This window comes from Pseudomonas sp. YeP6b (assembly GCF_025642995.1).
Classification (GTDB): domain Bacteria; phylum Pseudomonadota; class Gammaproteobacteria; order Pseudomonadales; family Pseudomonadaceae; genus Aquipseudomonas.
On sequence record NZ_CP080090.1, the window covers coordinates 5698781 to 5725018 of the forward strand.

Genomic DNA, 26238 nt, shown 5'->3' on the forward strand with positions numbered 1-26238 from the left:
GCGGCTCTCCACTTCGTTATTTCAGAAAATACAAAAGCCGCTGCAAGGCAGCGGCTGGTGCTCGGGGCAGCATATTCAAATGCCGCATGCCCCGCCGAAGCGGGGCCGCCTGGGTGTTACCCCAAGCATAGTTCTTACTTGATGGTCAGGGCTTGCAGCTTGCCGCTGTTGCCAAACACATAAAGCATGTTACCCACAACCAGCGGACGGGCACGCAGGCCGTCGCTGTCGATACGCTCGCGGCCGACAAAACGACCGTCCACCTGGCTCAGCAGATGCAGGTAACCTTCGAAGTCACCTACCGCTACGTAGCTGGAGAACACTTCCGGTGCCGACAGTTGACGGCGGGCCAGAGAGTCGTTGCTCCACAGTGCGGTGGTAGAACGCTCGTCCACACTTTCAACGGTGCCGGACGCCAGGCTTACGTAGACGCTGCCAAACCCTTGGGCGACACCAGCATAGCTGGAAGCATCACGCTGCCAGTTGATGCGGCCGCTTTGCAGGTCCAGCGCCGCAACGCGGCCCTGGTAAGTGGCCACGTAAATGGTTTCGCCCGACAGCAGCAAGCCGCCGTCGATGTCCACAACGCGGTCCAGCTCGGAACGACCTTGAGGGATGGCCACACGGGTTTCCCAGGCCGGCACGCCGTTCTGAGTATCCAGGGCGACCACTTTACCGGTCGACAGGCCTGCGACGGCCAGGTTGTTGGTCACAATCGGACCACTGGTACCGCGCAGGGTCAACACCGCAGGGGTGCTGTCATACAGCCAGCGCTGGTTGCCGGTGGAGGCATCCAAGCCAATCACACGGTCATCCTGGGTCTGCACCACGACGATATCGCCGTTGGTGGCAGGCGCCGAGAGCACTTCACTGGTCACGCGAGCGCGCCATTTCTCTTCGCCCGTCGCCGAGTCCAGAGCAACCACGTCGCCTTTAAGCGTACCGATCAGCACCATGCCGTAGCCGACACCCACGCCACCGGAAACCGGCAGCTCGAGGTCTTTCTTCCACTTCACGTCGCCATTCATGCGATCCATGGCAATGATCACGCCCGTGGAGTCAGTGGCCACGATGTTGTCGCCGTCGATTGCCGGCTGCAACAGGTTGTACAGGTCGCCCTGGCCATCACCGACGGAGCGGCTCCACTGCTTCTGCAGGACCACTTCTTCCTTGAAGCTGGTCAGCTCGGCAGGAGGCAGTTCTTTTTTACTGTTGCTGCTGCAACCCGCGGCCAGAATGGCCAGAGCCAGCAATGCTGCATGTTTCCAACGGATCACGTCACGCATCCCCTTTGGCCAAGTCGTCCAGCTTGATTTGTAAGCCACCGACCGCCGCTTCATCAGACAGCGCCGCCTTGGCTTTTTGGTACGCAGCATGGGCTTCGTCGGTACGACCCAATTGGACCAACAGGTCGCCCTTGAGCTCTTCACGAGTGGCCACAAATGCTTTGTCAGCATCGCCGTCGAGCAATTTGAGTGCTTCGTCAGCCTTGTTCTGTGCCGCCAATACCTGCGCCAGGCGCTGACGCGCGATTTCACCCAGGGTCGGGTTGGTCGGCTTGTCGGCGATGGCCTTCAGCTCGGTGGCTGCGTCATCCAGCTTGCCGGTGTCGACCGCAACTTTTGCGACGAACAGGCTGCCGTACTGGGCGTAGGTGCTACCGCCGAATTCGGCTTTCAGCTTGCCGGCCAAGTCTGCCACTTGGCCAGGATCAGGCTTGCCGTCCGGCGTCAGCGTGGTTTCCAGCAATTGTTGATAGAGGATCGAGGCGCCTTGGGACTGGTTGGCCTGATACTTTGTCCAGGCTTGCCAGCCGAACACCACCACTAAAGCCAGCAGGCCGCCGGTAACCAGGGGCTTGCCGTTACGCTGCCACCAGTCCTTGAACTCGGCCAGCTGCTCATCATCAGTACTCGACACCCCAATACTCCTTAATCGCTAAATTCGGCTGTTCGACAGCTTCAACCCTGCACGACGCAGGTGGCCAAGTGCGCGGCGAGCGCATCAAAGGCAATGTTCTGTTGCTCGCCCTGGCCACGCAGGGGTTTGAAACCTATCACTTGCTGGGCCAGTTCGTCATCGCCGAGGATTAGTGCATACAGCGCACCGCTCTTGTCGGCCTTCTTGAATTGGCTCTTGAAGCTGCCGGCGCCGGCATTGATCTGCAGGCGCAGGTTCGGCAGTTGGTCGCGCACTTTTTCGCTCAAGGCCAGGGCTGCCAGTTCGGCGGCCTCGCCAAAGGCGCACAGGTACACGTCCACCTGACGGGAGATTTCTTCCGGGACCTGCTCCAGGGTTTCCAGCAGCAGGATCAGCCGCTCGATGCCCATGGCAAAACCCACGCCCGTGGTCGGTTTGCCGCCCATTTGCTCGACCAGGCCGTCGTAACGACCACCGGCGCACACGGTGCCCTGGGCGCCGAGTTTGTCGGTGACCCATTCGAATACGGTTTTGCTGTAGTAATCGAGGCCACGTACCAGTTTCGGGTTGATCACGTACGGAATACCGGCCGCATCCAGGCGAGCCTTGAGGCCCTCGAAGTGGGTGCGCGACTCGTCGTCCAGGTAATCGGCCATTTTCGGCGCGTCGACCAGTACGGCTTGGGTGTCGGCGTTCTTGGTATCCAGCACGCGCAATGGGTTGGTTTTCAGACGGCGCTGGCTGTCTTCGTCCAACTTGTCGAGGTGGGCGGACAGGTACTCGACCAGGGCGACCCGGTAGCGGCCACGGGATTCACTGGTGCCCAGGCTGTTAAGTTCAAGCTTGACCGCGTCGCGGATGCCCAGCAGGCCCCACAGGCGCCAGGTCAGCACGATCAGCTCGGCGTCGATGTCCGGGCCGTCGAGGTTGAACACTTCCAGGCCGATCTGGTGGAACTGGCGATAACGGCCTTTCTGCGGGCGCTCGTGGCGGAACATCGGGCCGATGTACCACAGCTTCTGCGGCTGGCCACCACCGGTGAGGCCATGCTCGAGCACGGCGCGCACGCACGCGGCAGTACCTTCCGGACGCAGAGTCAGGGAGTCGCCGTTGCGGTCTTCAAAGGTGTACATCTCTTTTTCGACGATGTCGGTCACTTCACCGATGGAGCGCTTGAACAGCTCGGTGAACTCGACGATCGGCATGCGGATCTGCTTGTAACCGTAGTTATCCAGCAGGCGCGCGACCGTGCTCTCGAAGTAGCGCCACAGTGGCGTCTGCTCCGGCAGGATGTCGTTCATGCCACGAATGGCTTGCAGAGACTTGCTCACATCTAATCCTTAAATTCGTTCTTAGCCGCGCGCGATCAGCGCTGCGTCAGCCGCGACCTTCTCGGCCGCTTTCTGGCGGATCAGTCTTTCGAGCTCATCCACCAGATTGTCATTCGTCAACTTCTGCGACGGCTTGCCGTCGATGTAAATCAGGTTCGGCGTACCGCCTGTCAGGCCGATGTGCGCCTCTTTGGCTTCACCCGGGCCGTTGACCACGCAACCGATCACCGCAACATCCAGCGGCACCAGCAGGTCCTCGAGGCGCCCTTCCAGTTCGTTCATGGTTTTCACCACGTCGAAGTTCTGCCGCGAGCAGCTCGGGCAGGCAATGAAGTTGATGCCACGGGAACGCAAATGCAGGGATTTGAGAATGTCGTAACCGACCTTCACTTCCTCTACCGGGTCTGCCGCCAGGGAGATGCGGATAGTATCGCCAATCCCTTCGGCGAGCAGCATACCGAGACCCACCGCAGATTTCACTGTGCCTGAGCGCAAACCGCCCGCTTCAGTGATACCCAGGTGCAGCGGCTGCACGATTTCCTTGGCCAGCAGGCGGTAAGCTTCTACGGCCATAAACACGTCGGAAGCCTTTACGCTGACCTTGAAGTCCTGAAAATTCAGACGTTCAAGGTGTTCAACGTGGCGCAGCGCCGATTCAACCAGCGCGGCTGGGGTCGGCTCGCCGTATTTCTTTTGCAGGTCTTTTTCCAGGGAACCGGCGTTGACGCCGATACGGATCGGAATCCCGCGATCACGGGCAGCATCCACCACCGCGCGCACACGGTCTTCGCGACCGATGTTGCCCGGGTTGATGCGCAGGCAATCGACGCCCAGCTCGGCAACGCGCAAAGCGATCTTATAGTCGAAGTGAATGTCGGCAACCAGCGGCACCTTGACCAGTTGTTTGATGCGACCAAAGGCTTCGGCAGCGTCCATGTCTGGCACGGAAATCCGCACGATGTCTACGCCGGCGGCTTCCAGACGGTTGATCTGGGCCACGGTGGCGGCAACATCATTGGTGTCGCTGTTGGTCATGCTCTGTACCGCGATGGGGGCATCGCCACCCACCGGCACCGAGCCGACCCAGATCTTGCGCGATACGCGACGTTTGATTGGAGATTCGCCGTGCATGACTATTGTCCCAACTTGAGGCGAGCAGTCTCGCCACTGGTGAACGGCGCTACGTCCACAGGCTGGCCGTTGTAGACCACTTGCGCGCCACGGGCAAAGCCCAGACGCAGCGTCAAAGGAGGCTTGCCGCCCTGGTCAAGCGTATCTCCCTTACGCTTCAAACCGCTAAACAGCACTTTGCCGTTGCCATCGGTGACTTGCGTCCAGCAGTCAGCGACGAAGGTAATCTGGATATGCCCGTCACCGGCGATCAACGCAGGCGCGGTAGCCGGCGCAACTGCCGGCGCTGCCGGTGCAGCTGGCGTGGTGGCCACAGGAGCCGGTGCCGCGACAGCGGGTGTGTGGGCCTGGGCAGCCGGAGCGGCCGGGGTTGCCGGCACAGTGGGAGCCGTCACGGCGGCGGCCGCAGGCGCAGTGCCAGCTTCCGGCACTGGCTGCTCGGCGGTGGCCGGCGCTTGCGGCGCGGCCTGCCCTTCGGCAACGGCCTGGTCTTCTGGCTCGTCCAGCGGATGAATTTGGGTGGTGCCGTCAGCGCTTTCGACTTCGACGTGCTCCATGGCGTTGCTGGTCAGGTCCTTGCTGCGCTGGGAGGCCTGGTCTTGCCACCAGACGAAACCGCCGCCGATCACGGCAATCAGCAGCAACAGGCTGACAATTCGCAAAATTGTGTGGGAAACCCGCACCGGCTCTTCGATGCGACCCAGGCCATGCACATTGCTGCCTTGGGAATCGGTGCCGGTGAACTGGTCGAATTCCTGTACCAGCACGGTCTGGTCAATGCCCAGCAACTTGGCATAAGCGCGGATATAGCCGCGGGAGAAGGTATGCCCAGGCAGCTTGTCGAACGCGCCGGCTTCAAGGTTGCCCAGAGACGTCGTGGTCAAATTGAGCTTGAGGGCCACTTCTGCCAGCGACCAACCATTGCTTTCGCGGGCCTGACGCAAGGTCTCGCCTGGGTTTACGCGATTAGCTGCTACAACTTCCGGGTGCGACGCTTTCATCATTGCTCCGACAGGTATTGCTGATATTCCGGCGTACCGGGATAGAGTCGTTCGAGTTGCTGGCCAAAACGTGCGGCCGTGTCGCGTTCTTCATGAACCGTCGCCAGGCGCACACCGAGCAATAGACTACGTGCATTTTGCCCGCTGAGCAGGCTAAAACGCTCGTAATAGTCACGTGCCGGCACATAATGCCTGTCTTCGTAAGACATCTCAGCCATTTCGAGCAACGCACGTGGCTGGCGACTGTTCAGGTGCAGGGCTTTTTCCAGTTGCTGACGCGCGCTATCGCGCTGACCGAGGCGCACCGAGGTGACCCCAAGGTTCTCGAACACCCGCGACCGCTCCGGGTAGAGGGCATCGGAGGAAGCTTGCTGGAAATAACGGGAAGCCTGGTCATAACGTTTCTGCGCGAACAGGAAGCTGCCGTAATTGTTCAGCAGCCGAGGGTCTGCAGGACGCGCGGCCAAGGCCTTTTGGAAATACTGATCGGCCAGCTCAGGCTCGGCCTGCGCCTGGAACACCAAGGCCAATGCGGCATTCGCGTCGGCATCGTCGCCGTCCAGCTCAAGGGCCTTTTTCAACGGCACCTTGGCCTGCTCGCTCATACCTTGGCGCAGGTAACCCAGGCCCAGTTGCACATAGGCCACTCGCGCCTCATCACGGCCTTTATCGGTTTGCAAAGGGCTGTCATAGCCCGATGAAACACAACCGGCCACGAGGCCGGTAAAAAGTAAAAGCAGCGCAAGGCGCAAGTGCATAGAGATCCTCTCTCAGATTCGATTCACAGCAATTTGCGGCAAATCTTCGGCGGCGTTAAGTTCGCGCACGGCGATATAACGTTCGCTGCGACGGGTGCGATCCAGCACCTGCCCTACCAATTGGCCACACGCGGCGTCGATGTCCTCACCACGGGTGGTGCGTACGGTGACGTTGTAGCCCGCCTGGTGCAGTTGATCCTGGAAACGGCGGATGGCGTTATTGCTCGGCCGCTCGTAGCCAGAATGTGGAAACGGGTTAAACGGAATCAGGTTGATCTTGCACGGGGTGTTCTTGAGCAGCTCGATCATCTCGACCGCGTGCTCAACCTTGTCGTTGATGTCCTTGAGCATGGTGTACTCAATGGTCAACACACGCTTCTCGCCCAAGGTCGCCATGTAACGCTGGCAGGATTCGAGCAGCATCTTAAGCGGATACTTCTTGTTGATCGGCACCAATTGGTTACGCAATGCGTCATTGGGTGCGTGCAGCGACAACGCCAGGGAGACGTCGATGTGCTTGGCCAGCTCATCGATCATCGGCACCACGCCTGAGGTCGACAGGGTCACACGGCGCTTGGAAATGCCGTAGCCCAGGTCGTCCATCATCAAATGCATGGCCGCAATCACGTTGTCGAAGTTCAGCAGCGGCTCACCCATGCCCATCATCACCACGTTGGTGATGGCACGGTCGACGGTTGCCGGGACGCTGCCAAAAGATTTGTTGGCAATCCACACCTGGCCGATGACTTCGGCGGCGGTGAGGTTGCTATTGAAGCCTTGCTTGCCGGTGGAGCAGAAACTGCAGTCCAGGGCACAGCCTGCCTGGGACGAAACGCACAAAGTGCCGCGCTTGCCCTGGGGAATGTACACGGTCTCGACGCAGCTGCCGGACGCCACGCGCACCACCCACTTACGGGTGCCGTCGCTGGAGATGTCCTCGCTGACCACTTCGGGGCCACGGACCTCAGCAATGACCTTGAGCTTGTCGCGCAGGGCCTTGCTGACGTTCGTCATGGCATCGAAATCGTCGACGCCAAAGTGGTGAATCCACTTCATTACCTGACCGGCACGGAAACGCTTCTCCCCGATTGAGTCGAAGAATTTCTCCATTTCCGGCTGAGTCAGACCCAGCAGGTTGGTTTTTACAGTCGATGTAGTCATGGATTCACCCTCACTCTTTAAGCCGATGCTTAGCGAGCGGTTACTTCAGTAGCAGCGAAAAAGTACGAGATTTCGCGAGCAGCAGCGGCTTCGGAGTCCGAACCGTGAACAGCGTTGGCGTCGATGGATTCAGCGAAGTCAGCACGAATGGTGCCGGCAGCTGCTTCTTTAGGGTTGGTAGCGCCCATCAGCTCACGGTTCAGAGCGATAGCGTTTTCGCCTTCCAGAACCTGAACAACAACAGGACCGGAGATCATGAAGGAGACCAGGTCGCCGAAGAAGCCACGAGCGCTGTGCTCAGCGTAGAAGCCTTCAGCTTCAGCTTTGGACAGTTGCTTGAGTTTCGAAGCTACAACCTTCAGGCCGGCTTTTTCGAAACGAGTGGTGATCTCGCCGATGACGTTTTTTGCAACAGCGTCAGGCTTGATGATGGAGAAAGTACGTTGAACAGCCATGGTGTAACTCCAGAAACGGTAATTTACGAAAAATTAAACCCGCGAATTATACGCGGGTTATTGGGTATTGCCTAACTGCGTAAGGGAGGCGTCAGTCCTGCTCTTCTTTCCAGGCAGTCTGGATAGCTTCCAGGACCTTTTCACCGCCACGATCCCGCTCATCTTCAAACCCTGGCAACGCCATGACCATGTCACGCAAAGCTACAAAGTTCAGGGAGTAAGGATCCAGATCCGGGTTGCCGTCGGCCAACAGGATAGCGATCTCTTGCACATCAACCCATTTAAGAATCATGACACTTCCTTGAATCAATGCGGCGCTTCGGCCGCATGGTTGAGCGAGTACTTCGGAATTTCGACCGTGATGTCTTCAGTCCCAACCTTTGCCTGACAGCTTAGGCGAGAAGTCGGCTCCAGGCCCCACGCGCGGTCGAGAAAATCCTCTTCCAGCTCATCGGCTTCTTCCAGAGAGTTGAAACCCTCGCGAATTACGCAGTGGCAGGTGGTGCAGGCGCAGACACCGCCGCAGGCACTCTCGATCTCGATGTGGTTGTCATGGGCAACTTCGAGGATGGACTTGCCGGTCTCAGCCTCCACGACCATACCGTCCGGGCAATGCTCGGCGTGTGGCAGAAAAATGACCTGCGGCATTAATTATTCCTCGATTTCATTCAGATTGCGTCCCGCCAGGGCGGCTTTTACCGACTGGTCCATACGACGGGCGGCAAAAGCATCGGTCACTTGCGACAGACGCTTGGTCTGTTGCTCGATGGCATAACCATCAGTGCTTTTCATCAGTTCGGCCAGTTCCTGCATCTGCAGGTCGATGACCATGCGCTCTTCGGCATCCAACAGGCGCTCGCCGTCAGCATCAAGGGCACCCTGCACGGCTTCGAGCAGGCGCTGGGCGTCGACTTGCTGCTCGCGCAGTACGCGGGCGACCTTGTCGTCACCGGCATACTGGAACGAATCCTTGAGCATCTTGGCGATTTCGCCGTCGGTCAGGCCGTAGGACGGCTTAACCTGGATGCTGGCTTCAACGCCCGAGGCCAGTTCACGCGCAGCCACGCTGAGCAGGCCATCGGCGTCGACCTGGTAGGTCACGCGAATCTTCGCCGCGCCCGCAACCATCGCCGGAATGCCGCGCAATTCAAAACGCGCCAGGGAGCGGCAGTCGCTGATCAGCTCGCGCTCGCCTTGCAGCACATGAATCATCATGGCCGTCTGGCCATCTTTATACGTGGTGAAATCCTGGGCGCGGGCGACGGGGATGGTGGTGTTACGCGGAATCACCTTCTCCATCAAGCCACCCATGGTTTCCAGCCCCAGGGACAGCGGGATCACGTCGAGCAGCAGCAATTCGCCACCATCGCGCTTGTTGCCGGCCAAGGTATCAGCCTGGATCGCGGCACCAATGGCGACGACTTGATCCGGGTCGATTTCAGTCAGCGGCTGGCGACCAAAGGCTTCGGCAACGGCTTCGCGAACCCGTGGGACGCGGGTCGAACCGCCGACCATGACCACGGCGGCGACGTCTTCGAGCTCAACACCGGAATCACGTACGGCACGGCGGCAGGCTTTAAGGCTACGGGCGACCATCGGCTCGATCAGCGCGTCGAACGCTTCGCGGGTCAGTTGAGCCGACCAGGAACCGTAGGAAACGTCTACAGAACGGGTGTCAGTCAGCGCTTCTTTGGCCGCACAGGCGGTTTGCAGCAGATTACGCTGCTCGCCCGGGTCCAGGTCGGCCGACAAGCCGGCGCTGGTGATGATCCAGCCGGCAATCGCATGATCGAAGTCATCGCCGCCCAGGGCAGTGTCGCCACCGGTGGCCAGTACTTCGAACACACCGCCGGTCAGGCGCAGGATCGAAATATCAAAGGTGCCGCCGCCCAGGTCGTAGATAGCAACCAAGCCTTCGGCGTGCTGATCCAGGCCATAGGCCACAGCGGCCGCAGTCGGCTCGTTGAGCAAGCGCAGCACGTTGAGACCGGCGAGTTTCGCCGCGTCTTTAGTGGCTTGGCGCTGAGCGTCGTCGAAATACGCCGGAACCGTGATCACCGCGCCGACCAGTTCGCCGCCCAAGGTGGTTTCCGCGCGCTGGCGCAGTACCTTGAGGATATCGGCCGACACTTCCACCGGGCTTTTTGGGCCCTGGACAGTGTCGATGAACGGCATATGCGATTCGCCGCCGACAAAGCGGTACGGCAGCTGCTCGCCTAATTGCTTGACGTCGGACAGACCACGACCCATCAAGCGCTTGACCGACAGCACGGTGTTCAGAGGATCGGAGGACGCCGCCAGCTTGGCTGACTCACCGACCTCGATGTGGTCAGCGTGATAGCGCACGGCGGACGGCAGGATAACCTGGCCATCGGCGTCGGGCAGCGGCTCGGACAGGCCGCTGCGCAAGGCGGCGACCAGGGAATTAGTGGTGCCCAGGTCAATCCCGACCGCCAGGCGACGCTGGTGCGGTTGAGGGCTTTGGCCGGGTTCGGCGATCTGCAGTAGGGCCATGGTAATCAGGTCTTATCTGTCTATCAGGCGTGCACGGGCAGCACTGGGTTAATCGTCGAGGCGCTCTTCTAGCTGGCGCACTTCGTAGGTGAGCTTGTCGAGGAACTGCATGCGCCGCATCAGGCGTTCGGCCTGTTCACGTTGCGCTGCATCATCCCAACAGGCTGCGAAGCTTTCGTTGAGCTCATCCTGGGCCACTTTCAGACGGCGCTTGAAGACTGCGACACCGGCCACATCGGCTTCGTCCTGTAAGTCTTCGAGTTCTTCGCGCCACTGCATCTGCTGCATCAGGAAGTCCGGGTCGTGCACCGTGACTTCAATCGGCAACTCACCACCGTTCATCGCGAGCAGGTAACGCGCGCGTTTCGGGGGGCTTTTAAGCGTCTGATAGGCTTCATTGAGGCTGGCCGATTGCTCCAGCGCCAAGCGTTGCTCACGCTCGGAAGCGTCAGCGAAGCGGTCCGGATGCACACCACGCGCCAATTCTCGGTAGCGCGTGGCAAGCTGCTCGAGGTCCAGCCGAAAGCTCGGCTGCAGCTCGAATAAAGCGAAATGACAAGGAGTACCCACAAATAGCCTCAGATGTTGAAGCTTTCGCCGCAGCCACATTCACCGCGTACGTTGGGGTTGTTGAACTTGAAGCCTTCGTTCAACCCTTCCTTGACGAAATCGAGCTCGGTGCCGTCCAGGTAGGTGAGGCTTTTAGGGTCGATGATCACTTTCTCGCCGTGACTTTCGAACACCTGATCCTCTTCAACCACCTCGTCGACAAACTCCAGCACGTAGGCAAGGCCGGAACAGCCCGTGGTGCGAACACCCAGACGAATCCCCTCACCTTTACCGCGCCCATTCAGGGAGCGGCGAATGTGCTGCGCAGCCGCTTCTGTCATGCTGATAGCCATCGTTGACTCCTTACTCGTCGCCAAATGCTTAGATCAAGCCTTTCTTCTGCTTGTAGTCGCGAACGGCCGCTTTGATAGCGTCTTCTGCGAGTACGGAGCAGTGAATTTTCACCGGCGGCAGAGCCAGTTCTTCGGCCAGCTGGGTGTTGCTGATAGTGACAGCCTCATCCAGGGTCTTGCCTTTCATCCACTCGGTAGCGAGGGAGCTGGAGGCAATGGCGGAACCGCAGCCGTAAGTCTTGAACTTGGCGTCTTCGATAACGCCTGCGTCGTTGACCTTGATCTGCAGGCGCATAACATCGCCGCACGCCGGAGCGCCGACCATGCCAGTGCCGACATCAGGGTCTTCCGCGTTCATCTTGCCGACGTTGCGCGGGTTTTCGTAGTGGTCGATGACCTTTTCGCTGTAAGCCATGGTACTGAATCCTCACTCATCAGGGCCGCTCTGGAACCCTGTAAAAACGCCTGCGTTTTCCGCCACGTTCCTACAGAGCTTGGGTGGCGGCTTCTATATTTAGTGTGCCGCCCACTCGATCTTGGAAATGTCGACACCGTCTTTGTACATGTCCCACAGCGGCGACAGAACACGCAGTTTGTTGACGGCTTCGCAGACTTTCTGCGCGGCGTAGTCGATTTGCTCTTCGGTGGTGAAGCGGCCGAACGTAAAGCGGATCGAGCTGTGTGCCAGTTCGTCGTTGCGGCCCAGGGCGCGCAATACGTACGAAGGCTCAAGCGAGGCCGAGGTGCAGGCCGAACCGGACGAAACCGCCAGGTCCTTGAGCGCCATGATCAGCGACTCGCCTTCGACGTAGTTGAAGCTCAAATTCAGGTTGTGCGGTACACGGGCGGTCATGCTGCCGTTGATGTACAGCTCTTCAAGGTTCTCGACCTGCTTGTAGAAGCGATCGCTGAGGGCCTTGATGCGCACGTTTTCGGCAGCCATGTCTTCTTTGGCCACGCGGAAAGCTTCGCCCATGCCGACGATCTGGTGGGTCGCCAGGGTGCCCGAACGCATGCCGCGCTCGTGACCGCCGCCGTGCATGGTGGCTTCGATACGCACGCGAGGCTTGCGGCTCACGTACAGGGCGCCGATGCCTTTAGGACCGTAGGTTTTGTGGGCCGAGAACGACATCAGGTCGACTTTCAGCTTGGACAGGTCAATGTCGACCTTGCCGGTGGACTGAGCAGCGTCGACGTGCAGCAGGATGCCCTTGGAGCGGGTCAGCTCGCCGATGGCCTCGATGTCGTTGATGGTGCCGATTTCGTTGTTCACGTGGATCACGGAAACCAGGATGGTGTCTTCACGCAGAGCGGCTTCGATCATGGCCGAGGTGACGATACCGTCGGTGGTTGGCTCAAGGTAGGTAACCTCGAAACCTTCACGCTCCAGTTGGCGCATGGTGTCGAGGACAGCCTTATGCTCAATCTTGGTGGTGATCAGGTGTTTGCCTTTGGTCGCGTAGAAATGCGCCGCGCCCTTGATTGCCAGGTTGTCGGACTCGGTAGCACCGGAGGTCCAGACGATCTCGCGTGGGTCAGCGCCCACCAGGTCAGCAACTTGGCGACGAGCGTTCTCGACCGCTTCCTCAGCTTTCCAGCCGAATACGTGGGAACGGGAGGCCGGGTTGCCGAAGTTTCCGTCAACCAGCAGGCATTCACTCATTTTTTGCGCGACACGCGGATCAACCGGGGTGGTCGCTGAGTAATCAAGGTAAATCGGCAATTTCATGGACTTTCTCCTAAATCAGGCTGGCTGGCGTGCCGTTAGCTCTGCGGCTGTCACTCGACGGCGGACGCTTCGATCTTGTCCAGGCGCGGCGCCTTGGTGTTGCAACGGCGCTGATCCTGACGCTGGGCTACTTCTTGCACCTCACGGCGAGTCACAAGATCAGCCAAGCTGATACCACTCAAAAACTCATGGATCTGCAGGCTCAAGTCACACCACAAGTGGTGTGTCAGGCAGGTGTCGCCAGCGTGGCAATCACCCAAACCCTGGCATTTAGTGGCATCGACGGATTCGTTGACCGCGTCGATCACCTGGGCTACCTGGATGCCCTGCATGTCACGGGACAGTTGGTAGCCGCCACCCGGCCCACGTACGCTGGAAACCAAATTGCTACGGCGCAATTTGGCGAACAGCTGCTCGAGGTAGGACAGGGAAATGCCTTGGCGCTCGGAGATATCGGCCAGGGACACCGGCCCAGTTTGCGCGTGCAAGGCCAGGTCTAGCATGGCGGTTACCGCGTATCGGCCTTTTGTAGTCAGTCTCATGGACAAGTACCAAGGTGTTTCAGAATGGGAGCAAGTATGCGATTCCCGAGTATTTAAGTCAACTATAAGACCTAGTACTTTAGTCAGGATTACCCGTAAAAAGGGCGCGCGAATCATAGCAGGATGGGGTGGGATCGAACAGCAGGAACGGGGCCAGCGCTCAATCTCAAGACTAATGGAGATCAAATGTGGGAGCTGGCTTGCCAGCTCCCACAGGGGACCGCGCTCAGCCAGCCTTGGTGGTAGCCGCTTCGCTCTTGATCTCAGCGAAGTCTTCTTCGCGCAGCTCAGGCAGGTCCTTGGCGCAATAGCTGCTGCCCAACTCCTTCAGCGCGCCACACATGCCGTCCAGCTTGCCGTCCACCGCCTGCAGGTGATCAAGCAACTGCCCAATGGCACGGGCCACCGGGTCGGGCATGTCTTCGCTGACGCCGTAGGCATCGAAGCCGATCTTCTCGGCCATGGCCTTGCGCTTGGCTTCCTGCTCGTCGCCGACTTCCGGCTTGACGATGATGCGCCCAGGAATACCCACCACGGTGGCGCCAGGCGGTACAGCCTTGGTCACTACGGCATTGGAACCGACTTTGGCACCGGCGCCGACTGTAAATGGACCGAGCACCTTGGCGCCCGCCCCCACCACCACGCCATCACCCAGGGTGGGATGGCGCTTACCCTTATTCCAACTGGTGCCGCCCAGGGTCACACCCTGATACAGCGTCACGTCGTCGCCGATCTCGGCGGTCTCGCCAATCACGATGCCCATGCCATGGTCGATAAAGAAGCGACGCCCCACCTTGGCGCCCGGGTGGATCTCGATCCCGGTCAACCAGCGGCCGAAGTTCGACACCAGCCGCGCCAGCCATTTCCAGCCCATGCTCCACAAGGTGCCGGACAGGCGGTGAATCCAGATCGCATGCATGCCCGGGTAGCAGGTCAGCACTTCAAAGGCGTTGCGCGCCGCCGGGTCACGGTGGAAAACACTCTGGATATCTTCTCGCAAACGCTCGAACATTTTTAATCCTTCCGCTTAAGAAGCTCGCCACGGGCCGCCTTCTGGGTTTCCGTGAGGATGCCACGCAATATATTCATTTCCGCTCGGCTGACCGAACTGCGCCCGTACAGGCGACGCAGGCGCGCCATCAAGTGCCGTGGTTTTTCCGGATCGAGGAATTCGATGGCCACCAGGGTTTGCTCCAAGTGCTCATAGAACCGCTCCAGCTCGTCCATCGTGGCCAACTCGCCACTTTTGGTCGAGGCGACTTCATCCTTTTCCACCTTGCTCGGCTGGCCTTCAGCGGTCAGCCAGGCCATGCGCACTTCATAACTCAACACCTGCACCGCTGCCCCGAGGTTCAGCGAACTGAACTCAGGGTCTGATGGAATGTGCACGTGGTAATGACATCGCTGCAGCTCTTCATTGGTCAGGCCGGAGTCTTCACGGCCGAACACCAAGGCGATTTCAGCGCCGCCGGCAGCCTCTTCCACGACTTTGGTGCCGCACTCACGCGGATCCAGCAGCGGCCAGGGGATACGACGGTCGCGGGCACTGGTGCCGAGCACCAGGTTGCAGCCGACCAAGGCATCTTCCAGCGTGGCGACGACCTGGGCTTTTTCCAGGATGTCATTGGCGCCGGATGCACGGGCATCGGCCTCGTGGTGCGGGAACACGCGAGGTTCGACCAGCACCAGGCGCGTCAGCCCCATGTTTTTCATGGCTCGCGCCACCCCGCCGATGTTGCCGGGATGACTGGTATTGACCAAGACGACACGAATGTTTTGCAGCAAGGGAGGCGCTCTCGGACACGGGAAAGGGGAGCAAATCTTACAGAACAGCCTAAGGTTATGCCATGAAAGCTAACGTCGTCCTTCACCTGAAGAAAGTTTCTGCTAGAATGCTCGGCTTTCTTTAACAACCTTAGGTGACACATCCATGCAGCCCATGCTGAATATCGCGCTGCGCGCCGCCCGCAGCGCCAGTGAATTGATCTTCCGCTCCATCGAGCGCCTGGATACCATCAAGGTCGACGAAAAAGACGCCAAGGATTATGTATCCGAGGTGGATCGCGCCGCCGAACAGAAAATCATCGACGCTCTGCGCAAGGCCTACCCTACCCACGGCATCCTCGGTGAAGAAACCGGCTTGCACAAAGGCAGCGGCGAAGGCGAAGACTACCTGTGGATCATCGACCCACTGGATGGCACCACCAACTTCCTGCGCGGCATCCCACACTTTGCTGTGAGCATCGCCTGCAAATACCGTGGCCGCCTGGAACACGCTGTTGTGCTGGACCCGGTTCGCCAGGAAGAATTCACCGCCAGCCGTGGCCGTGGCGCCCAGTTGAACGGCCGCCGCCTGCGTGTAAGCGGTCGTACCAGCCTGGACGGTGCCCTGCTGGGCACGGGCTTCCCGTTCCGTGACGACCAGATGGATAACCTGGAAAACTACCTGGGCATGTTCCGTGCCCTGGTTGGCCAGACCGCCGGCATCCGTCGCGCCGGCGCTGCCAGCCTGGATCTGGCCTACGTGGCCGCCGGCCGTTTTGATGCGTTCTGGGAGTCGGGCCTGTCCGAGTGGGACATGGCTGCAGGCGCCCTGCTGATCCAGGAAGCTGGCGGCCTGGTGAGCGACTTCACCGGTGGTCACGACTTCCTTGAGAAAGGCCACGTCGTTGCCGGTAACACCAAATGCTTCAAGGCAGTACTGACGGCGATCCAGCCGCACCTGCCGGCTTCGCTGAAGCGTTAAGCGAGCGAGCACAAAAAAGCACCCCCTAGGGGTGCTTTTTTTATGCCTGGGATTTGAGCAAACCCAATACCACTGACCCAAACACAAACCAATGTGGGAGCTGGCTTGCCTGCGATAGCGGTCTGCCAGCTAATTCATTAGTTGCTGACCCACCGCTATCGCAGGCAAGCCAGCTCCCACATTTAGATCTATGTCAGGCTTGGAATTACTGCTGGTTCTGACCGAGAATCAGACGACCTTCTTTATCCACCGGAATTTGGCCACCTGGATCACGGTCCATGCGCACCGAACCTTCCTTGCCGTCCAAGTTGTACCGCACGTCATAGCCGACCACCTTGTCACTGATGTCGTTAACGGTATTACAACGGGTTTGCGTGGTGGTGTAGGTATCGCGGTTCTGCATGCCTTCCTGAACCTTGTTACCGGCGTATCCGCCACCGACCGCACCAGCCACAGTGGCCAGCTTCTTGCCATTACCGCCACCGACTTGGTTGCCCAACAGGCCACCGGCCAGCGCACCGACCACGGTGCCGACGATTTGATGCTGATCCTGCACCGGCTTCTGCCGGGTCACGGCGACATCCTTGCAGACCTCGCGCGGGGTTTTAATCTGGGTCTTCACCGGCTGCACCGCCAGCACTTGCGCATACTCAGGGCCGCTTTTTACCAGGCTGTAGGTGGCAACAGCACCCCCGGCAGTCACACCGACAGCACCCAATACTGCACCAACCAGCAACGACTTGTTCACGTGAACCTCCTGACCATCACAAGCGGACTGAAACGTCCGCGCTATACCCAGCCTTGGAGCAAAAAAAAAGGCGCGAGTTCAATACTCGCGCCTTCTTTGTAACAGCGTGTCAACAAGCGCCCATCAAGGGCGGTCGTCGACCTCCTTGCCGGTAGCGGCAGGAGGGATCAAGTCTTCGCTGTTGAGGTTCAGCCAGATCAGCACCACGTTAGCGATGTAGATCGACGAGTAGGTACCCGCCAGAACGCCGATGAACAGCGCCAGGGAGAAGCCCCACAGGTTGTCGCCACCGAAGATCATCAACGCACCAATCGCCAGCAAAGTGGAGATCGACGTTGCCATGGTCCGCAGCAGGGTCTGGGTGGTGGAGATGTTGATGTTCTCGATCAACGTCGCTTTACGCAGCACGCGGAAGTTCTCACGAACCCGGTCGAATACCACGATGGTGTCGTTGAGCGAGTAACCAATGATCGCCAGCACCGCCGCCAATACCGTCAGGTCGAAGGTGATCTGGAAGTAGGACAGGATACCCACGGTCACGATCACGTCGTGGATCAGCGACACAATCGCGCCGACGCCGAACTTCCACTGAAAGCGGAACGCCAGGTAGATCATGATGCCGGCCAGCGCCATCAGCATGCCGAGGCCGCCTTGGTCGCGCAGCTCTTCACCCACTTGTGGGCCAACGAACTCAACACGCTTTACCGACGCCGGGTTGTCGCCACCGACCTTCTGCAAGGCCTCAGCTACCTGGTGACCCAGTTGCGGGTCTTCACCAGGCATACGCACCAGCAGGTCGGTAGTCGCACCAAAGCTCTGCACGATGGCTTCGTGATAGCCAGCCTTGACCAGCTCGTTGCGCACCAGGGAGACGTCGGCCGGTTTCTCGTAGGTCAGCTCGATGAGCGTACCGCCGGTGAAGTCCAGACCGTAGTTCAGGCCCTTATGGAACCAGCTGAACAACGCCAGAACGGTAAGGAGCACGGTGACGCCGAACGCAACGTTGCGAACGCCCATGAAGTTGATTGTACGTAACATGGCAGCCCCTTAAATCCACAACTTCTTGAAGTCACGCCCGCCAAAGATCAGGTTGACCATTGCGCGGGTCACCATGATGGCCGTGAACATCGAGGTAAAGATACCGAGGGACATGGTTACCGCAAAACCTTTGACGGGGCCGGTGCCCATGGCAAAGAGAATCCCGCCGACCAGCAAGGTGGTCAAGTTGGAGTCGAGAATCGCGGTAAATGCCCGGCCGAAGCCTTCGTTGATTGCACGTTGTACGGTCATGCCCGCCGCGATCTCTTCACGTATCCGCGAGAAGATCAGTACGTTGGCGTCTACCGCCATACCCATGGTGAGTACGATACCGGCGATACCTGGCAGGGTCAGCGTAGCGCCCAGCAGCGACATCAGCGCCAGCAGCATCACCATGTTGCCCGCCAGGGCCACGGTGGCGATGACGCCGAAGAAACGGTAGATGGCGATGATGAACAGCGACACAAACAGCATGCCCCACAAGGCTGCATCGATACCTTTGGTGATGTTGTCGGCACCCAGGCTCGGGCCAATGGTACGCTCTTCAACGAAGTACATCGGCGCCGCTAGGCCACCAGCACGCAGCAACAGTGCCAGTTCGGACGATTCGCCCTGACCGTTCAGGCCAGTGATACGGAATTGAGCACCCAGCGGCGACTGGATGGTCGCCAGGCTGATGATCTTCTTCTCTTCTTTGAAGGTCTGCACCGGCACGTCTTTCTCGACGCCGTTGACCATTTGCTTGGTGTAGGTAGTGACTGGGCGCTGCTCGATGAAGATCACCGCCATGCTACGACCGACGTTGCTGCGCGTGGCGCGGCTCATCAGTTCGCCGCCGTGGCCATCCAGACGGATGTTCACCTCAGGAGAGCCGTGCTGCGAGTCAAAACCCGCCTTGGCGTCAGTTACTTGGTCACCGGTGATGATCAAGCCACGCTCGATCAACGCAGGAGGACGGTTGCCTTCGCGGAACTCGAATTCTTCTGCAGTGGCGCGCGAAGCACCCGGCTCAGCCGCGAGGCGGAACTCAAGGTTGGCGGTTTTACCCAGGATACGCTTGGCTTCAGCGGTGTCCTGTACGCCCGGCAGCTCAACCACGATGCGGTTGGCACCCTGACGCTGAACGATCGGCTCAGCCACACCCAGCTCGTTGACGCGGTTACGTACCGTGGTCAAGTTCTGCTTGATGGAGTATTCGCGGATTTCCGCCAGCTTGGCTGGGGTCATCGCCAGACGCAGCACAGCTTGGCCATTGAGGTCAGCCGGTACGATGTCGAAATCGTTGAAGTTCTTGCGGATCAGTGCACGGGCCTGTTCGCGGGACGCTTCGTCAGAGAAGCCCAGCTGGATGGCACCGTTGAGCTGCGGCAGGCTGCGATAACGCAGTTTCTCTTTACGCAGCAAGCTCTTCACATCGCCTTCGTAGACTTTCAGGCGTGCGTCGAGGGCTTTGTCCATGTCGACTTCCAGCAGGAAGTGCACACCACCGGACAAGTCCAGGCCCAGCTTCATCGGGTGCGCGCCAATGCTGCGCAACCATTTTGGCGTGGTCTGTGCCAGGTTGAGTGCAACAACGTAGTCGTCACCCATGGCCTTGCGCACAACATCTTTGGCAGGCAATTGGTCTTCTGCCTTGGTCAGGCGCAGCAAGCCGCCCTTCGCATCAGCCGCCAACGTTGCCGCCTTAACCTGGATGCCCGCGTCGGTGAGCGCTTTGCTCGCGCGTTCCAGGTCAGCCTGATTGACTTGCAGCGAAGTGCTGGCGCCAGTGATCTGGATCGCAGGGTCATCAGGATAGAGATTGGGAGCGGAATAAATAAAACCGATCGCCAGCACCGCCAGGATCAGTACGTATTTCCACAGAGGGTATTTGTTCAGCATCACGCCGCCCGCTTATAACGCGGGGCGCCTTGCGCGCCCCGTCGATTGGTAAAGGTTGTTACTCAGATCGCTTTGAGCGTGCCTTTTGGCAGCGTGGCGGCGATGGCGCCCTTCTGGAACTTCATTTCTACGGTGTCGGAGACTTCCAGAACCACGAAAGCATCGGAAACCTTGGTGATCTTGCCGGCGATGCCGCCAGTGGTCACAACTTCGTCGCCTTTTTGCAGGCTGCCCAGCAGGTTTTTCTGCTCTTTGGCGCGCTTAGCCTGTGGACGCCAGATCATCAGGTAGAAGATGACCAGGAAGCCGACCAGGAAAATCCACTCAAAACCACCGCCCATAGGGCCGGCAGCGGCAGGCGCAGCGGCGTCAGCCATGGCATTAGAGATAAAAAAGCTCATTTAGCACTCCAGTTGCAAATAGTGAATCTTAGGGTCGGAAAACTCAGTCCAAGGGCGGCACAGGGAGCCCGCGCTTGGCATAGAAGGCATCGACGAAGGCGGCCAATGTACCCTGTTGAATAGCCTCGCGCAAACCAGCCATCAGGACTTGGTAGTGACGCAAATTGTGGATGGTATTCAACATGCTACCCAGCATTTCCCCGCACTTGTCCAGATGGTGCAGATAAGCACGCGAGAAGTTCTGGCAGGTGTAGCAGTCACAGGTGGGATCCAGCGGCGAATCATCATGGCGATGGAACGCGTTACGGATCTTCAGCACGCCTGTATCGATGAACAGATGCCCATTGCGGGCATTACGGGTTGGCATCACGCAATCGAACATGTCCACACCGCGGCGCACACCCTCTACGAGATCTTCCGGTTTGCCAACGCCCATAAGGTAACGAGGTTTGTCAGCCGGCATCAGGCCCGGCAGGTAATCCAGCACCTTGATCATCTCGTGCTTGGGCTCGCCCACCGACAAACCGCCGATAGCCAGGCCATCAAAACCGATTTTATCCAGGCCTTCCAGCGAGCGCTTGCGCAGGCTTTCGTGCATGCCGCCCTGGACGATACCGAACAGCGCCGCCGTGTTGTCGCCGTGGGCGTTCTTCGAACGCTGAGCCCAACGCAGCGACAGCTCCATGGAAATGCGCGCCACGTCTTCATCCGCCGGGTACGGCGTGCATTCGTCGAAAATCATCACGATGTCGGAGCCCAGGTCGCGCTGCACCTGCATCGATTCTTCCGGGCCCATGAACACTTTGGAGCCGTCCACCGGCGAGGCGAAGGTCACGCCCTCCTCCTTGATCTTGCGCATGGCGCCCAGGCTGAACACCTGGAAACCACCGGAGTCGGTGAGGATCGGGCCTTGCCACTTCATGAAGTCATGCAGGTCGCCATGCTTCTTGATCACTTCCGTGCCCGGGCGCAGCCACAGGTGGAAGGTGTTGCCGAGGATGATCTCGGCGCCAGTGGCGACGATGTCACGCGGCATCATGCCTTTGACGGTGCCGTAGGTGCCCACAGGCATGAAAGCCGGGGTTTCGACGGTGCCGCGAGGGAAGGTCAAACGGCCGCGGCGAGCTTTACCATCCGTGGCCAGCAATTCAAACGACATACGACTCATAAGGTTTCCTCTGGGCCGCGCGGCGCCGGGTTTCGGGTGATAAACATCGCATCACCGTAGCTGAAAAAACGGTACTCGTTGGCGATGGCGGCTTGATAAGCGGCCATGGTCTCCGGGTAACCGGCAAATGCCGACACCAGCATCAACAGCGTGGATTCCGGCAAATGGAAGTTGGTCACCAGGCAATCGACCACATGGAACGGCCGGCCTGGGAAAATAAAGATATCGGTGTCACCACTGAACGGCTTGAGCACGCCATCACGCGCCGCACTCTCCAGCGAACGCACGCTGGTGGTGCCCACGGCAACCACCCGCCCGCCGCGCGCCTTGCACGCGGCCACGGCATCCACGACTTCCTGGCTGACTTCCAGCCACTCGCTGTGCATGTGGTGGTCTTCGATGTTATCCACACGCACCGGCTGAAACGTCCCGGCCCCCACGTGCAGGGTCACATAGGCGCTTTCGACGCCCTTGGCGGCAATCGCGTCCAGCAGCAGTTGGTCGAAATGCAGCCCGGCCGTCGGCGCGGCCACAGCACCCAGGCGCTGGGAGTACACCGTCTGATAACGCTCGCGGTCCGAGTCTTCGTCGGGGCGGTCTATATAAGGAGGCAACGGCATATGGCCGACGCGCTCCAGCAGCGGCAACACCTCTTCGGCAAACTTGAGCTCGAACAGCGCGTCATGACGCGCGACCATCTCGGCCTCGCCACCGCCATCGATCAGGATGCTCGAACCCGGTTTCGGCGACTTGCTGGAGCGCACATGGGCCAGCACGCGATGGCTGTCCAGCACCCGCTCCACCAGAATTTCCAGCTTGCCGCCGGACGCTTTCTGGCCAAACAGCCGTGCCGGAATCACCCGGGTATTGTTGAACACCATCAAATCGCCTGGGCGTAAATGCTCAAGCAAATCAGTGAATTGACGGTGTGCGAGGGCACCGCTCACCCCGTCCAGGGTCAGCAGTCGACTGGCGCGACGCTCGGCCAAAGGGTGGCGAGCGATCAGCGAATCAGGGAGCTCAAAAGTAAAGTCAGCAACGCGCATGATGGGGTTCGTCTAGCAGGGCCGGGAAGTCTAGCGGAAATAGTGAAAATAGACCATGAAACGTGATTGACCAACGGTAATCTCATCTCTATACTTCGCCGCCATTGAGCCCTGATGGCGGAATTGGTAGACGCGGCGGATTCAAAATCCGTTTTCGAAAGAAGTGGGAGTTCGATTCTCCCTCGGGGCACCATCTTAAAGAAAGACCTTGAAATTCAAGGTCTTTTTTTTCGCCTGTAAAAAAGTGAGTATGCGCAGGCCAACGCAGACGTTGAGGAGCCGAGACCATGGAATTGACGCTGGAAGCTGTTGCGCTTTTTGCTCTCAAGCTGGTGCATGAGACCGAAGGCGCGAGCCCGGTTCTGCGGGATGACCTGGTCATGGATGGGTATGAGCGCGAGGTGTTCGGGTTGTTGGTGCGCCAAGGGGATTTGGCCACGATTCAATTCAAGCTTAATGAGTGCATTGCCCAGGCTTTGACTACGTTAGGCGGCGCCGACACCGTACTCGGGCGCGAGCTGCACAAGCTGGCCACTGATGTGCAACAGGCCCCCAGCCTTGATGAGCTAAGCGCGCCGCTGACCACCCTCCAGGACTATCTGAAAGATATCCAGTGAATCAATGATCAACACACCGGCCAAGTAAACCATCAGCACCGCAACACCAGCGTCCAAGCATCGCCAGACCACGGGCGCGCGAAACAGCCATGTCAAACGCTGACATCCCAACGCCAACAGCACAAACCACACCAACGATGCCGTCATGGCCCCTGTCGCGAACAGGGCTTGTTGGCCTGCGGGTTTGGCCGCACCGATAGAGCCGATCAGCACCACCGTATCAAGCCAGGCGTAGGGGTTGGCGAAGCCGAGCACTATCGCCGTGCGTAACAGCCCGCGTTGCGAGTTGCCGCCTTGAGTGTCCGGCATGGACTGGTTGCGGATGCAGGCCAGCAAGCGCTGACCACCGAACCACAGCAGATAGGCCGCGCCGGACAAGAGCAATAGCGCCATCACCGCCGGCCAACTTTCCAGCACAGACCCTAACCCCGTCACGCCGATAGCGATCAGGAGGATATCGGCCAGCACACAAATAGCGACCACCCACCAGATGGGACCACGGCCGACACCTTGGCGGATTACCAAGGTGTCTTTTGGGCCGGGGGCGGCGAACAGTCCGATGCCCAGGAGCAAGCCTTCAAGGTACAGGGCGTTGAAGTGTGGAAACATGGAATGTTCGAGTCCGCGAGGCGATTAAAGAAGTTGAATAGGCTGATTGCCGAAACCGGTATGACGAGCGTTGACGGCGCTGTTCAGGTCAATGGGTTTGCGGCGGAAAAAGCTTGTCGGCAGCTGTTCCGGGCTCGGATTTGCAAAGTAAATCAACGAGCTTCTGGCGACCGGCTGCTTAGGCGCCAGCACAGCATGATAGGCAGCAGGAATGGACTGGTCGGAAAGCTCAGTGAGCAAAGAACCTGCCAGCACTGCAATCTCGCCTTCCAGAAGCCGGACCGGCTCTAATGAAGCGCCCTTCACCAACACCAGCCCTTCGCGGGTAGGCTTGATAAACGACAGCATGTGCCCATCTTCATGAGGGTCCTGAGCAAATTGACGCACGCCGTTTGAGGCCTGAGCACCGTAGACACAGAGTTGGATGTAAGACGCCAAACGCAAGGGCGCTAATGGAGCAACGCCAAACTCTGCACAAATGCCGTCCATTAACGCTTGGGCGAGCTCGCTGATCTGGCGCTCAAAACTATCCACTGCAGTGAAGAACGGGCTTTGGGTGAACTCCAGATCCGTTCGCTTCGACGCATGCGCAGGCCAGTAACAGAAGCGCTCACACAGGTCCGGGTGGTCTTCGATGCTCGAATACTCAGCGCCAAAAGGGAAAAAACCGTCAGTGTCTTCGGCAAAGGAAAATGATTGCTTAGTGGTTTGGGAAATTGCCGAGTACCCATCAATGATCTTTTTGTAGTCCTGCTGCATCGCATCTGAGATTTGCAGGGTGCCAAAGCCTGATCGAGCAATGGATTCACAGCACGCTTTTATCTGTTTCATAGCTATATCCAGAGATGGTTGTAAAGGAATGCAACAAACACGGGGTCGCAAGCATGCGAGAAACCGCGACACTGGATATAGCCAATCAAAACGCGGACTATCCATGTCCTTCACAACGTCGCCAGCAGGATGCGAGTGTGCATGGCCCATTACACGTTGCGGCGGGCAGGTTGTCCTTTTTAGCTAACAACGTAACGACTTTCACCAAGGATTGGGGATGAGTAATCAACTATGAGCATCAAGACGCGCGACACCCTCCGAGCGCTGGTCGTACGACGCAGCCGGGAACTGGGCAAATCCATGACCACCCTGGCCAAGGAAGCGGGCATATCCAGAACCTACCTCTACGGGTTGGCCGGTGGCGCCTCTAAAGATCCCTCGGTGCGCACACTGATCAAGTTGGCCAAGGCGCTTCACGTTTCACCGCTGCTACTGTTCCGCTACTTCGCCGATTTGGCAGGCGCTCCGGTTGACGCTCACTCGATGGCTACCACCAACCGTGCTATCGGCCTGCTAGCCCCCAACGACGTTGCCGTCTTCAACGCAGACGTCACCACGCCAGACCAAACCGTCGTGTTACCCGGTGAGACGTTTCAGAAGACCTGGGAGATCCAAAACCTCGGCACCCGCCCCTGGCGCGGCCGCAAGTTGGTGCGAGTAGACGGCGAATACGTGATCGCCCGACGCACCGCCACGGGTGCGCCATTGGAAGTGGTGATGGACACACACCTGCGCAGCCTGAACAACGAAATCCCGATTGCCGACACACTGCCCGGCCAGCCGGTGCACCTCACGGTGGAATTCGCCGCGCCCAAGGAAACCTGCACCGTCACGTCGATCTGGCGGATCGAGGATGAACACGGCCAGCCTTGCTACGGCCCCGCCTTCATCCTGCATGTGATCGTCAACGTCATGGCCCGCTGAGTAACTACCCATTAGCTATGGAACGAACACTGCCATTGTGGCGAGCAGGCTTGCCACAACAAACCTGCTCGCCACAGGTTCCGGAACCAAACGCCGCGCTGCGACCACCCACTTACCGCCGCCCTTCAACCGCCATACGCACCGCCAAGCCCATCAGCACCGAGCCCATCAGCCAACGCTGCGCCACCTGCCAACCCGGCCGGGTGACGAAGAACACCGCGATAGAGCCCGCCATGATGGCGATCACCGAGTTAACGCTCACGCTGATGGCAATCTGCGTAAAACCCAGGATCAGCGACTGCGTCAGCACACTGCCATGGCCGTTCGGGTCGATGAACTGCGGCAACAACGACAAATACATCACCGCCACTTTGGGGTTCAGCAGGTTGGTCACCAAGCCCATCATGAACAGCTTGCGCGGGCTGTCCTGGGGCAAGTCCCGCACTTGAAAGGGCGAACGGCCACCCGGCTTCACCGCCTGCCAGGCGAGGTACACCAGATACACTGCACCACCGAGCCGCAGCACGTCGTACGCAAAGGGCACCGCCATCACCAACGCGGTGATGCCCAATGCTGCGCAAAACATATAAACCAGAAAACCCAACGCAACACCGCCGAGCGATATCAACCCGGCCTTACGCCCCTGGCAAATCGAACGGGAAATGAGGTAAATCATATTCGGCCCGGGCGTGAGCACCATGCCGAGTGAGATCAGGCCATAAGCAAGCCAGCTGGACAGCTCGGGCATGGTGTCGCTCCTTAAGGTGTGTGCTGGGCGCCATGGT

30 protein-coding genes and 1 tRNA gene are annotated in these 26238 nt (G+C 59.2%); 4 read left to right on the plus strand and 27 right to left on the minus strand.

What is annotated here, in order from left to right; all coding sequences use genetic code 11:
• Positions 1-134: 134 nt before the first annotated feature.
• From bamB to trmJ, 18 genes are all read right to left on the minus strand, one after another.
• Positions 135-1286 carry an outer membrane protein assembly factor BamB gene (bamB, locus tag KZH41_RS25695; protein WP_094949435.1) on the minus strand — a complete coding sequence of 384 codons (1152 nt, stop codon included), beginning with the start codon at positions 1284-1286 and terminating at the stop codon, positions 135-137.
• A complete protein-coding gene (locus KZH41_RS25700; RefSeq protein WP_094949434.1) occupies positions 1279-1920 on the minus strand; it encodes a YfgM family protein in 642 nt (213 codons plus the stop codon). The genes bamB and KZH41_RS25700 overlap by 8 nt, the downstream gene beginning before the upstream one ends.
• A 41-nt stretch (positions 1921-1961) precedes the next feature.
• On the minus strand, positions 1962-3251 hold the full coding sequence (hisS, locus tag KZH41_RS25705) for a histidine--tRNA ligase (protein ID WP_094949433.1): 1290 nt from the start codon (positions 3249-3251) through the stop codon (positions 1962-1964).
• Between the two features lie 21 nt (positions 3252-3272).
• The gene (ispG, locus tag KZH41_RS25710; RefSeq protein WP_094949432.1) at positions 3273-4382 is read right to left on the minus strand and encodes a flavodoxin-dependent (E)-4-hydroxy-3-methylbut-2-enyl-diphosphate synthase; all 1110 of its coding nucleotides are present in this window, start codon (positions 4380-4382) and stop codon (positions 3273-3275) included.
• 2 nt (positions 4383-4384) lie between these two features.
• Positions 4385-5383, minus strand: coding sequence for a helix-turn-helix domain-containing protein (locus KZH41_RS25715; RefSeq protein WP_263273951.1), 999 nt, complete (start codon positions 5381-5383; stop codon positions 4385-4387).
• Positions 5383-6141, minus strand: coding sequence for a type IV pilus biogenesis/stability protein PilW (gene pilW / locus KZH41_RS25720; protein ID WP_263273952.1), 759 nt, complete (start codon positions 6139-6141; stop codon positions 5383-5385). The genes KZH41_RS25715 and pilW overlap by 1 nt, the downstream gene beginning before the upstream one ends.
• A 12-nt stretch (positions 6142-6153) precedes the next feature.
• Positions 6154-7302 (minus strand): 23S rRNA (adenine(2503)-C(2))-methyltransferase RlmN, encoded by a 1149-nt coding sequence (rlmN, locus tag KZH41_RS25725; RefSeq protein WP_242152399.1) that lies wholly within the window; start codon positions 7300-7302, stop codon positions 6154-6156.
• Positions 7303-7331: 29 nt separating this feature from the next.
• Positions 7332-7757: a nucleoside-diphosphate kinase gene (ndk, locus tag KZH41_RS25730; RefSeq protein WP_083356869.1), complete on the minus strand. Its 426-nt coding sequence runs from the start codon at positions 7755-7757 to the stop codon at positions 7332-7334.
• Positions 7758-7848: 91 nt separating this feature from the next.
• Positions 7849-8049 (minus strand): Fe-S cluster assembly protein IscX, encoded by a 201-nt coding sequence (gene iscX / locus KZH41_RS25735; protein WP_083356868.1) that lies wholly within the window; start codon positions 8047-8049, stop codon positions 7849-7851.
• 14 nt (positions 8050-8063) lie between these two features.
• The gene (gene fdx, locus KZH41_RS25740) at positions 8064-8405 is read right to left on the minus strand and encodes an ISC system 2Fe-2S type ferredoxin (protein WP_083356867.1); all 342 of its coding nucleotides are present in this window, start codon (positions 8403-8405) and stop codon (positions 8064-8066) included.
• Positions 8406-8408: 3 nt separating this feature from the next.
• The gene (hscA, locus tag KZH41_RS25745) at positions 8409-10271 is read right to left on the minus strand and encodes a Fe-S protein assembly chaperone HscA (RefSeq protein ID WP_263273953.1); all 1863 of its coding nucleotides are present in this window, start codon (positions 10269-10271) and stop codon (positions 8409-8411) included.
• Between the two features lie 48 nt (positions 10272-10319).
• Entirely contained in the window at positions 10320-10841 is a 522-nt protein-coding gene (gene hscB, locus KZH41_RS25750; protein WP_094949427.1) for a co-chaperone HscB, read from the minus strand.
• Between the two features lie 8 nt (positions 10842-10849).
• Positions 10850-11173, minus strand: a complete 324-nt coding sequence (iscA, locus tag KZH41_RS25755) for an iron-sulfur cluster assembly protein IscA (RefSeq protein ID WP_003209680.1) — start codon at positions 11171-11173, stop codon at positions 10850-10852.
• A 28-nt stretch (positions 11174-11201) separates the two neighbouring features.
• On the minus strand, positions 11202-11588 hold the full coding sequence (gene iscU / locus KZH41_RS25760; protein WP_003175965.1) for a Fe-S cluster assembly scaffold IscU: 387 nt from the start codon (positions 11586-11588) through the stop codon (positions 11202-11204).
• Between the two features lie 99 nt (positions 11589-11687).
• The gene (locus tag KZH41_RS25765; protein WP_242152402.1) at positions 11688-12902 is read right to left on the minus strand and encodes an IscS subfamily cysteine desulfurase; all 1215 of its coding nucleotides are present in this window, start codon (positions 12900-12902) and stop codon (positions 11688-11690) included.
• Positions 12903-12952: 50 nt separating this feature from the next.
• A complete protein-coding gene (gene iscR / locus KZH41_RS25770; RefSeq protein ID WP_003194020.1) occupies positions 12953-13444 on the minus strand; it encodes a Fe-S cluster assembly transcriptional regulator IscR in 492 nt (163 codons plus the stop codon).
• Between the two features lie 226 nt (positions 13445-13670).
• Positions 13671-14456: a serine O-acetyltransferase gene (gene cysE, locus KZH41_RS25775; protein ID WP_242152404.1), complete on the minus strand. Its 786-nt coding sequence runs from the start codon at positions 14454-14456 to the stop codon at positions 13671-13673.
• Positions 14457-14458: 2 nt separating this feature from the next.
• Positions 14459-15229 (minus strand): tRNA (cytosine(32)/uridine(32)-2'-O)-methyltransferase TrmJ, encoded by a 771-nt coding sequence (trmJ, locus tag KZH41_RS25780; RefSeq protein WP_263273954.1) that lies wholly within the window; start codon positions 15227-15229, stop codon positions 14459-14461.
• Between the two features lie 145 nt (positions 15230-15374).
• Here trmJ and suhB point away from each other — a divergent pair, with 145 nt between their 5' ends.
• Positions 15375-16190 (plus strand): inositol-phosphate phosphatase, encoded by an 816-nt coding sequence (gene suhB, locus KZH41_RS25785; RefSeq protein WP_003175971.1) that lies wholly within the window; start codon positions 15375-15377, stop codon positions 16188-16190.
• A 205-nt stretch (positions 16191-16395) separates the two neighbouring features.
• Here suhB and KZH41_RS25790 read toward each other — a convergent pair whose 3' ends face one another.
• From KZH41_RS25790 to queA, 6 genes are all read right to left on the minus strand, one after another.
• Positions 16396-16938: a glycine zipper 2TM domain-containing protein gene (locus tag KZH41_RS25790; protein WP_065908615.1), complete on the minus strand. Its 543-nt coding sequence runs from the start codon at positions 16936-16938 to the stop codon at positions 16396-16398.
• Positions 16939-17061: 123 nt separating this feature from the next.
• Positions 17062-17976: a protein translocase subunit SecF gene (gene secF, locus KZH41_RS25795; protein WP_263273955.1), complete on the minus strand. Its 915-nt coding sequence runs from the start codon at positions 17974-17976 to the stop codon at positions 17062-17064.
• A gap of 9 nt (positions 17977-17985) precedes the next feature.
• On the minus strand, positions 17986-19857 hold the full coding sequence (gene secD / locus KZH41_RS25800; protein ID WP_094949423.1) for a protein translocase subunit SecD: 1872 nt from the start codon (positions 19855-19857) through the stop codon (positions 17986-17988).
• A 62-nt stretch (positions 19858-19919) separates the two neighbouring features.
• Positions 19920-20258, minus strand: coding sequence for a preprotein translocase subunit YajC (yajC, locus tag KZH41_RS25805; RefSeq protein WP_003175975.1), 339 nt, complete (start codon positions 20256-20258; stop codon positions 19920-19922).
• 43 nt (positions 20259-20301) lie between these two features.
• A complete protein-coding gene (gene tgt / locus KZH41_RS25810) occupies positions 20302-21417 on the minus strand; it encodes a tRNA guanosine(34) transglycosylase Tgt (RefSeq protein WP_162490598.1) in 1116 nt (371 codons plus the stop codon).
• Between the two features lie 5 nt (positions 21418-21422).
• Positions 21423-22472, minus strand: coding sequence for a tRNA preQ1(34) S-adenosylmethionine ribosyltransferase-isomerase QueA (gene queA / locus KZH41_RS25815; protein WP_094949422.1), 1050 nt, complete (start codon positions 22470-22472; stop codon positions 21423-21425).
• A 108-nt stretch (positions 22473-22580) separates the two neighbouring features.
• Between queA and KZH41_RS25820 the strand changes: the two genes are divergently transcribed.
• Both KZH41_RS25820 and KZH41_RS25825 read left to right on the plus strand, forming a co-directional pair.
• Positions 22581-22665: transfer RNA gene (locus KZH41_RS25820), tRNA-Leu, on the plus strand.
• Between the two features lie 94 nt (positions 22666-22759).
• The gene (locus KZH41_RS25825; protein ID WP_263273956.1) at positions 22760-23089 is read left to right on the plus strand and encodes a hypothetical protein; all 330 of its coding nucleotides are present in this window, start codon (positions 22760-22762) and stop codon (positions 23087-23089) included.
• Here the strand turns inward: KZH41_RS25825 and KZH41_RS25830 are convergent.
• Positions 23039-23698, minus strand: a complete 660-nt coding sequence (locus tag KZH41_RS25830; RefSeq protein ID WP_263273957.1) for a LysE/ArgO family amino acid transporter — start codon at positions 23696-23698, stop codon at positions 23039-23041. The two genes, KZH41_RS25825 and KZH41_RS25830, sit on opposite strands and share 51 nt — an antisense overlap.
• Positions 23699-23722: 24 nt before the next feature.
• A complete protein-coding gene (locus tag KZH41_RS25835; protein ID WP_263273958.1) occupies positions 23723-24529 on the minus strand; it encodes a 2OG-Fe(II) oxygenase family protein in 807 nt (268 codons plus the stop codon).
• A gap of 231 nt (positions 24530-24760) precedes the next feature.
• Here KZH41_RS25835 and KZH41_RS25840 point away from each other — a divergent pair, with 231 nt between their 5' ends.
• A complete protein-coding gene (locus KZH41_RS25840; RefSeq protein ID WP_094949419.1) occupies positions 24761-25453 on the plus strand; it encodes an NBR1-Ig-like domain-containing protein in 693 nt (230 codons plus the stop codon).
• 112 nt (positions 25454-25565) lie between these two features.
• Here the strand turns inward: KZH41_RS25840 and KZH41_RS25845 are convergent, their stop codons facing one another.
• Positions 25566-26201 (minus strand): LysE family translocator, encoded by a 636-nt coding sequence (locus KZH41_RS25845; protein ID WP_242152409.1) that lies wholly within the window; start codon positions 26199-26201, stop codon positions 25566-25568.
• Positions 26202-26238: the final 37 nt, after the last annotated feature.

Excerpts from the sequence above, each read along its gene's own strand:
- secD (WP_094949423.1), bottom strand. The coding sequence starts at position 19,857 with ATGCTGAACAAATACCCTCTGTGGAAATACGTACTGATCCTGGCGGTG.
- iscU (WP_003175965.1), bottom strand. The coding sequence starts at position 11,588 with ATGGCTTACAGCGAAAAGGTCATCGACCACTACGAAAACCCGCGCAAC.
- KZH41_RS25765 (WP_242152402.1), bottom strand. The coding sequence starts at position 12,902 with ATGAAATTGCCGATTTACCTTGATTACTCAGCGACCACCCCGGTTGAT.
- KZH41_RS25825 (WP_263273956.1), top strand. The coding sequence starts at position 22,760 with ATGGAATTGACGCTGGAAGCTGTTGCGCTTTTTGCTCTCAAGCTGGTG.
- fdx (WP_083356867.1), bottom strand. The coding sequence starts at position 8,405 with ATGCCGCAGGTCATTTTTCTGCCACACGCCGAGCATTGCCCGGACGGT.
- pilW (WP_263273952.1), bottom strand. The coding sequence starts at position 6,141 with ATGCACTTGCGCCTTGCGCTGCTTTTACTTTTTACCGGCCTCGTGGCC.
- yajC (WP_003175975.1), bottom strand. The coding sequence starts at position 20,258 with ATGAGCTTTTTTATCTCTAATGCCATGGCTGACGCCGCTGCGCCTGCC.
- iscX (WP_083356868.1), bottom strand. The coding sequence starts at position 8,049 with ATGATTCTTAAATGGGTTGATGTGCAAGAGATCGCTATCCTGTTGGCC.
- rlmN (WP_242152399.1), bottom strand. The coding sequence starts at position 7,302 with ATGACTACATCGACTGTAAAAACCAACCTGCTGGGTCTGACTCAGCCG.
- tgt (WP_162490598.1), bottom strand. The coding sequence starts at position 21,417 with ATGTCGTTTGAATTGCTGGCCACGGATGGTAAAGCTCGCCGCGGCCGT.
- suhB (WP_003175971.1), top strand. The coding sequence starts at position 15,375 with ATGCAGCCCATGCTGAATATCGCGCTGCGCGCCGCCCGCAGCGCCAGT.
- KZH41_RS25835 (WP_263273958.1), bottom strand. The coding sequence starts at position 24,529 with ATGAAACAGATAAAAGCGTGCTGTGAATCCATTGCTCGATCAGGCTTT.
- iscA (WP_003209680.1), bottom strand. The coding sequence starts at position 11,173 with ATGGCTATCAGCATGACAGAAGCGGCTGCGCAGCACATTCGCCGCTCC.
- KZH41_RS25845 (WP_242152409.1), bottom strand. The coding sequence starts at position 26,201 with ATGCCCGAGCTGTCCAGCTGGCTTGCTTATGGCCTGATCTCACTCGGC.
- ndk (WP_083356869.1), bottom strand. The coding sequence starts at position 7,757 with ATGGCTGTTCAACGTACTTTCTCCATCATCAAGCCTGACGCTGTTGCA.
- iscR (WP_003194020.1), bottom strand. The coding sequence starts at position 13,444 with ATGAGACTGACTACAAAAGGCCGATACGCGGTAACCGCCATGCTAGAC.
- KZH41_RS25840 (WP_094949419.1), top strand. The coding sequence starts at position 24,761 with ATGAGCATCAAGACGCGCGACACCCTCCGAGCGCTGGTCGTACGACGC.
- queA (WP_094949422.1), bottom strand. The coding sequence starts at position 22,472 with ATGCGCGTTGCTGACTTTACTTTTGAGCTCCCTGATTCGCTGATCGCT.
- KZH41_RS25830 (WP_263273957.1), bottom strand. The coding sequence starts at position 23,698 with ATGTTTCCACACTTCAACGCCCTGTACCTTGAAGGCTTGCTCCTGGGC.
- cysE (WP_242152404.1), bottom strand. The coding sequence starts at position 14,456 with ATGTTCGAGCGTTTGCGAGAAGATATCCAGAGTGTTTTCCACCGTGAC.
- KZH41_RS25715 (WP_263273951.1), bottom strand. The coding sequence starts at position 5,383 with ATGAAAGCGTCGCACCCGGAAGTTGTAGCAGCTAATCGCGTAAACCCA.
- hscA (WP_263273953.1), bottom strand. The coding sequence starts at position 10,271 with ATGGCCCTACTGCAGATCGCCGAACCCGGCCAAAGCCCTCAACCGCAC.
- secF (WP_263273955.1), bottom strand. The coding sequence starts at position 17,976 with ATGTTACGTACAATCAACTTCATGGGCGTTCGCAACGTTGCGTTCGGC.
- ispG (WP_094949432.1), bottom strand. The coding sequence starts at position 4,382 with ATGCACGGCGAATCTCCAATCAAACGTCGCGTATCGCGCAAGATCTGG.
- bamB (WP_094949435.1), bottom strand. The coding sequence starts at position 1,286 with ATGCGTGACGTGATCCGTTGGAAACATGCAGCATTGCTGGCTCTGGCC.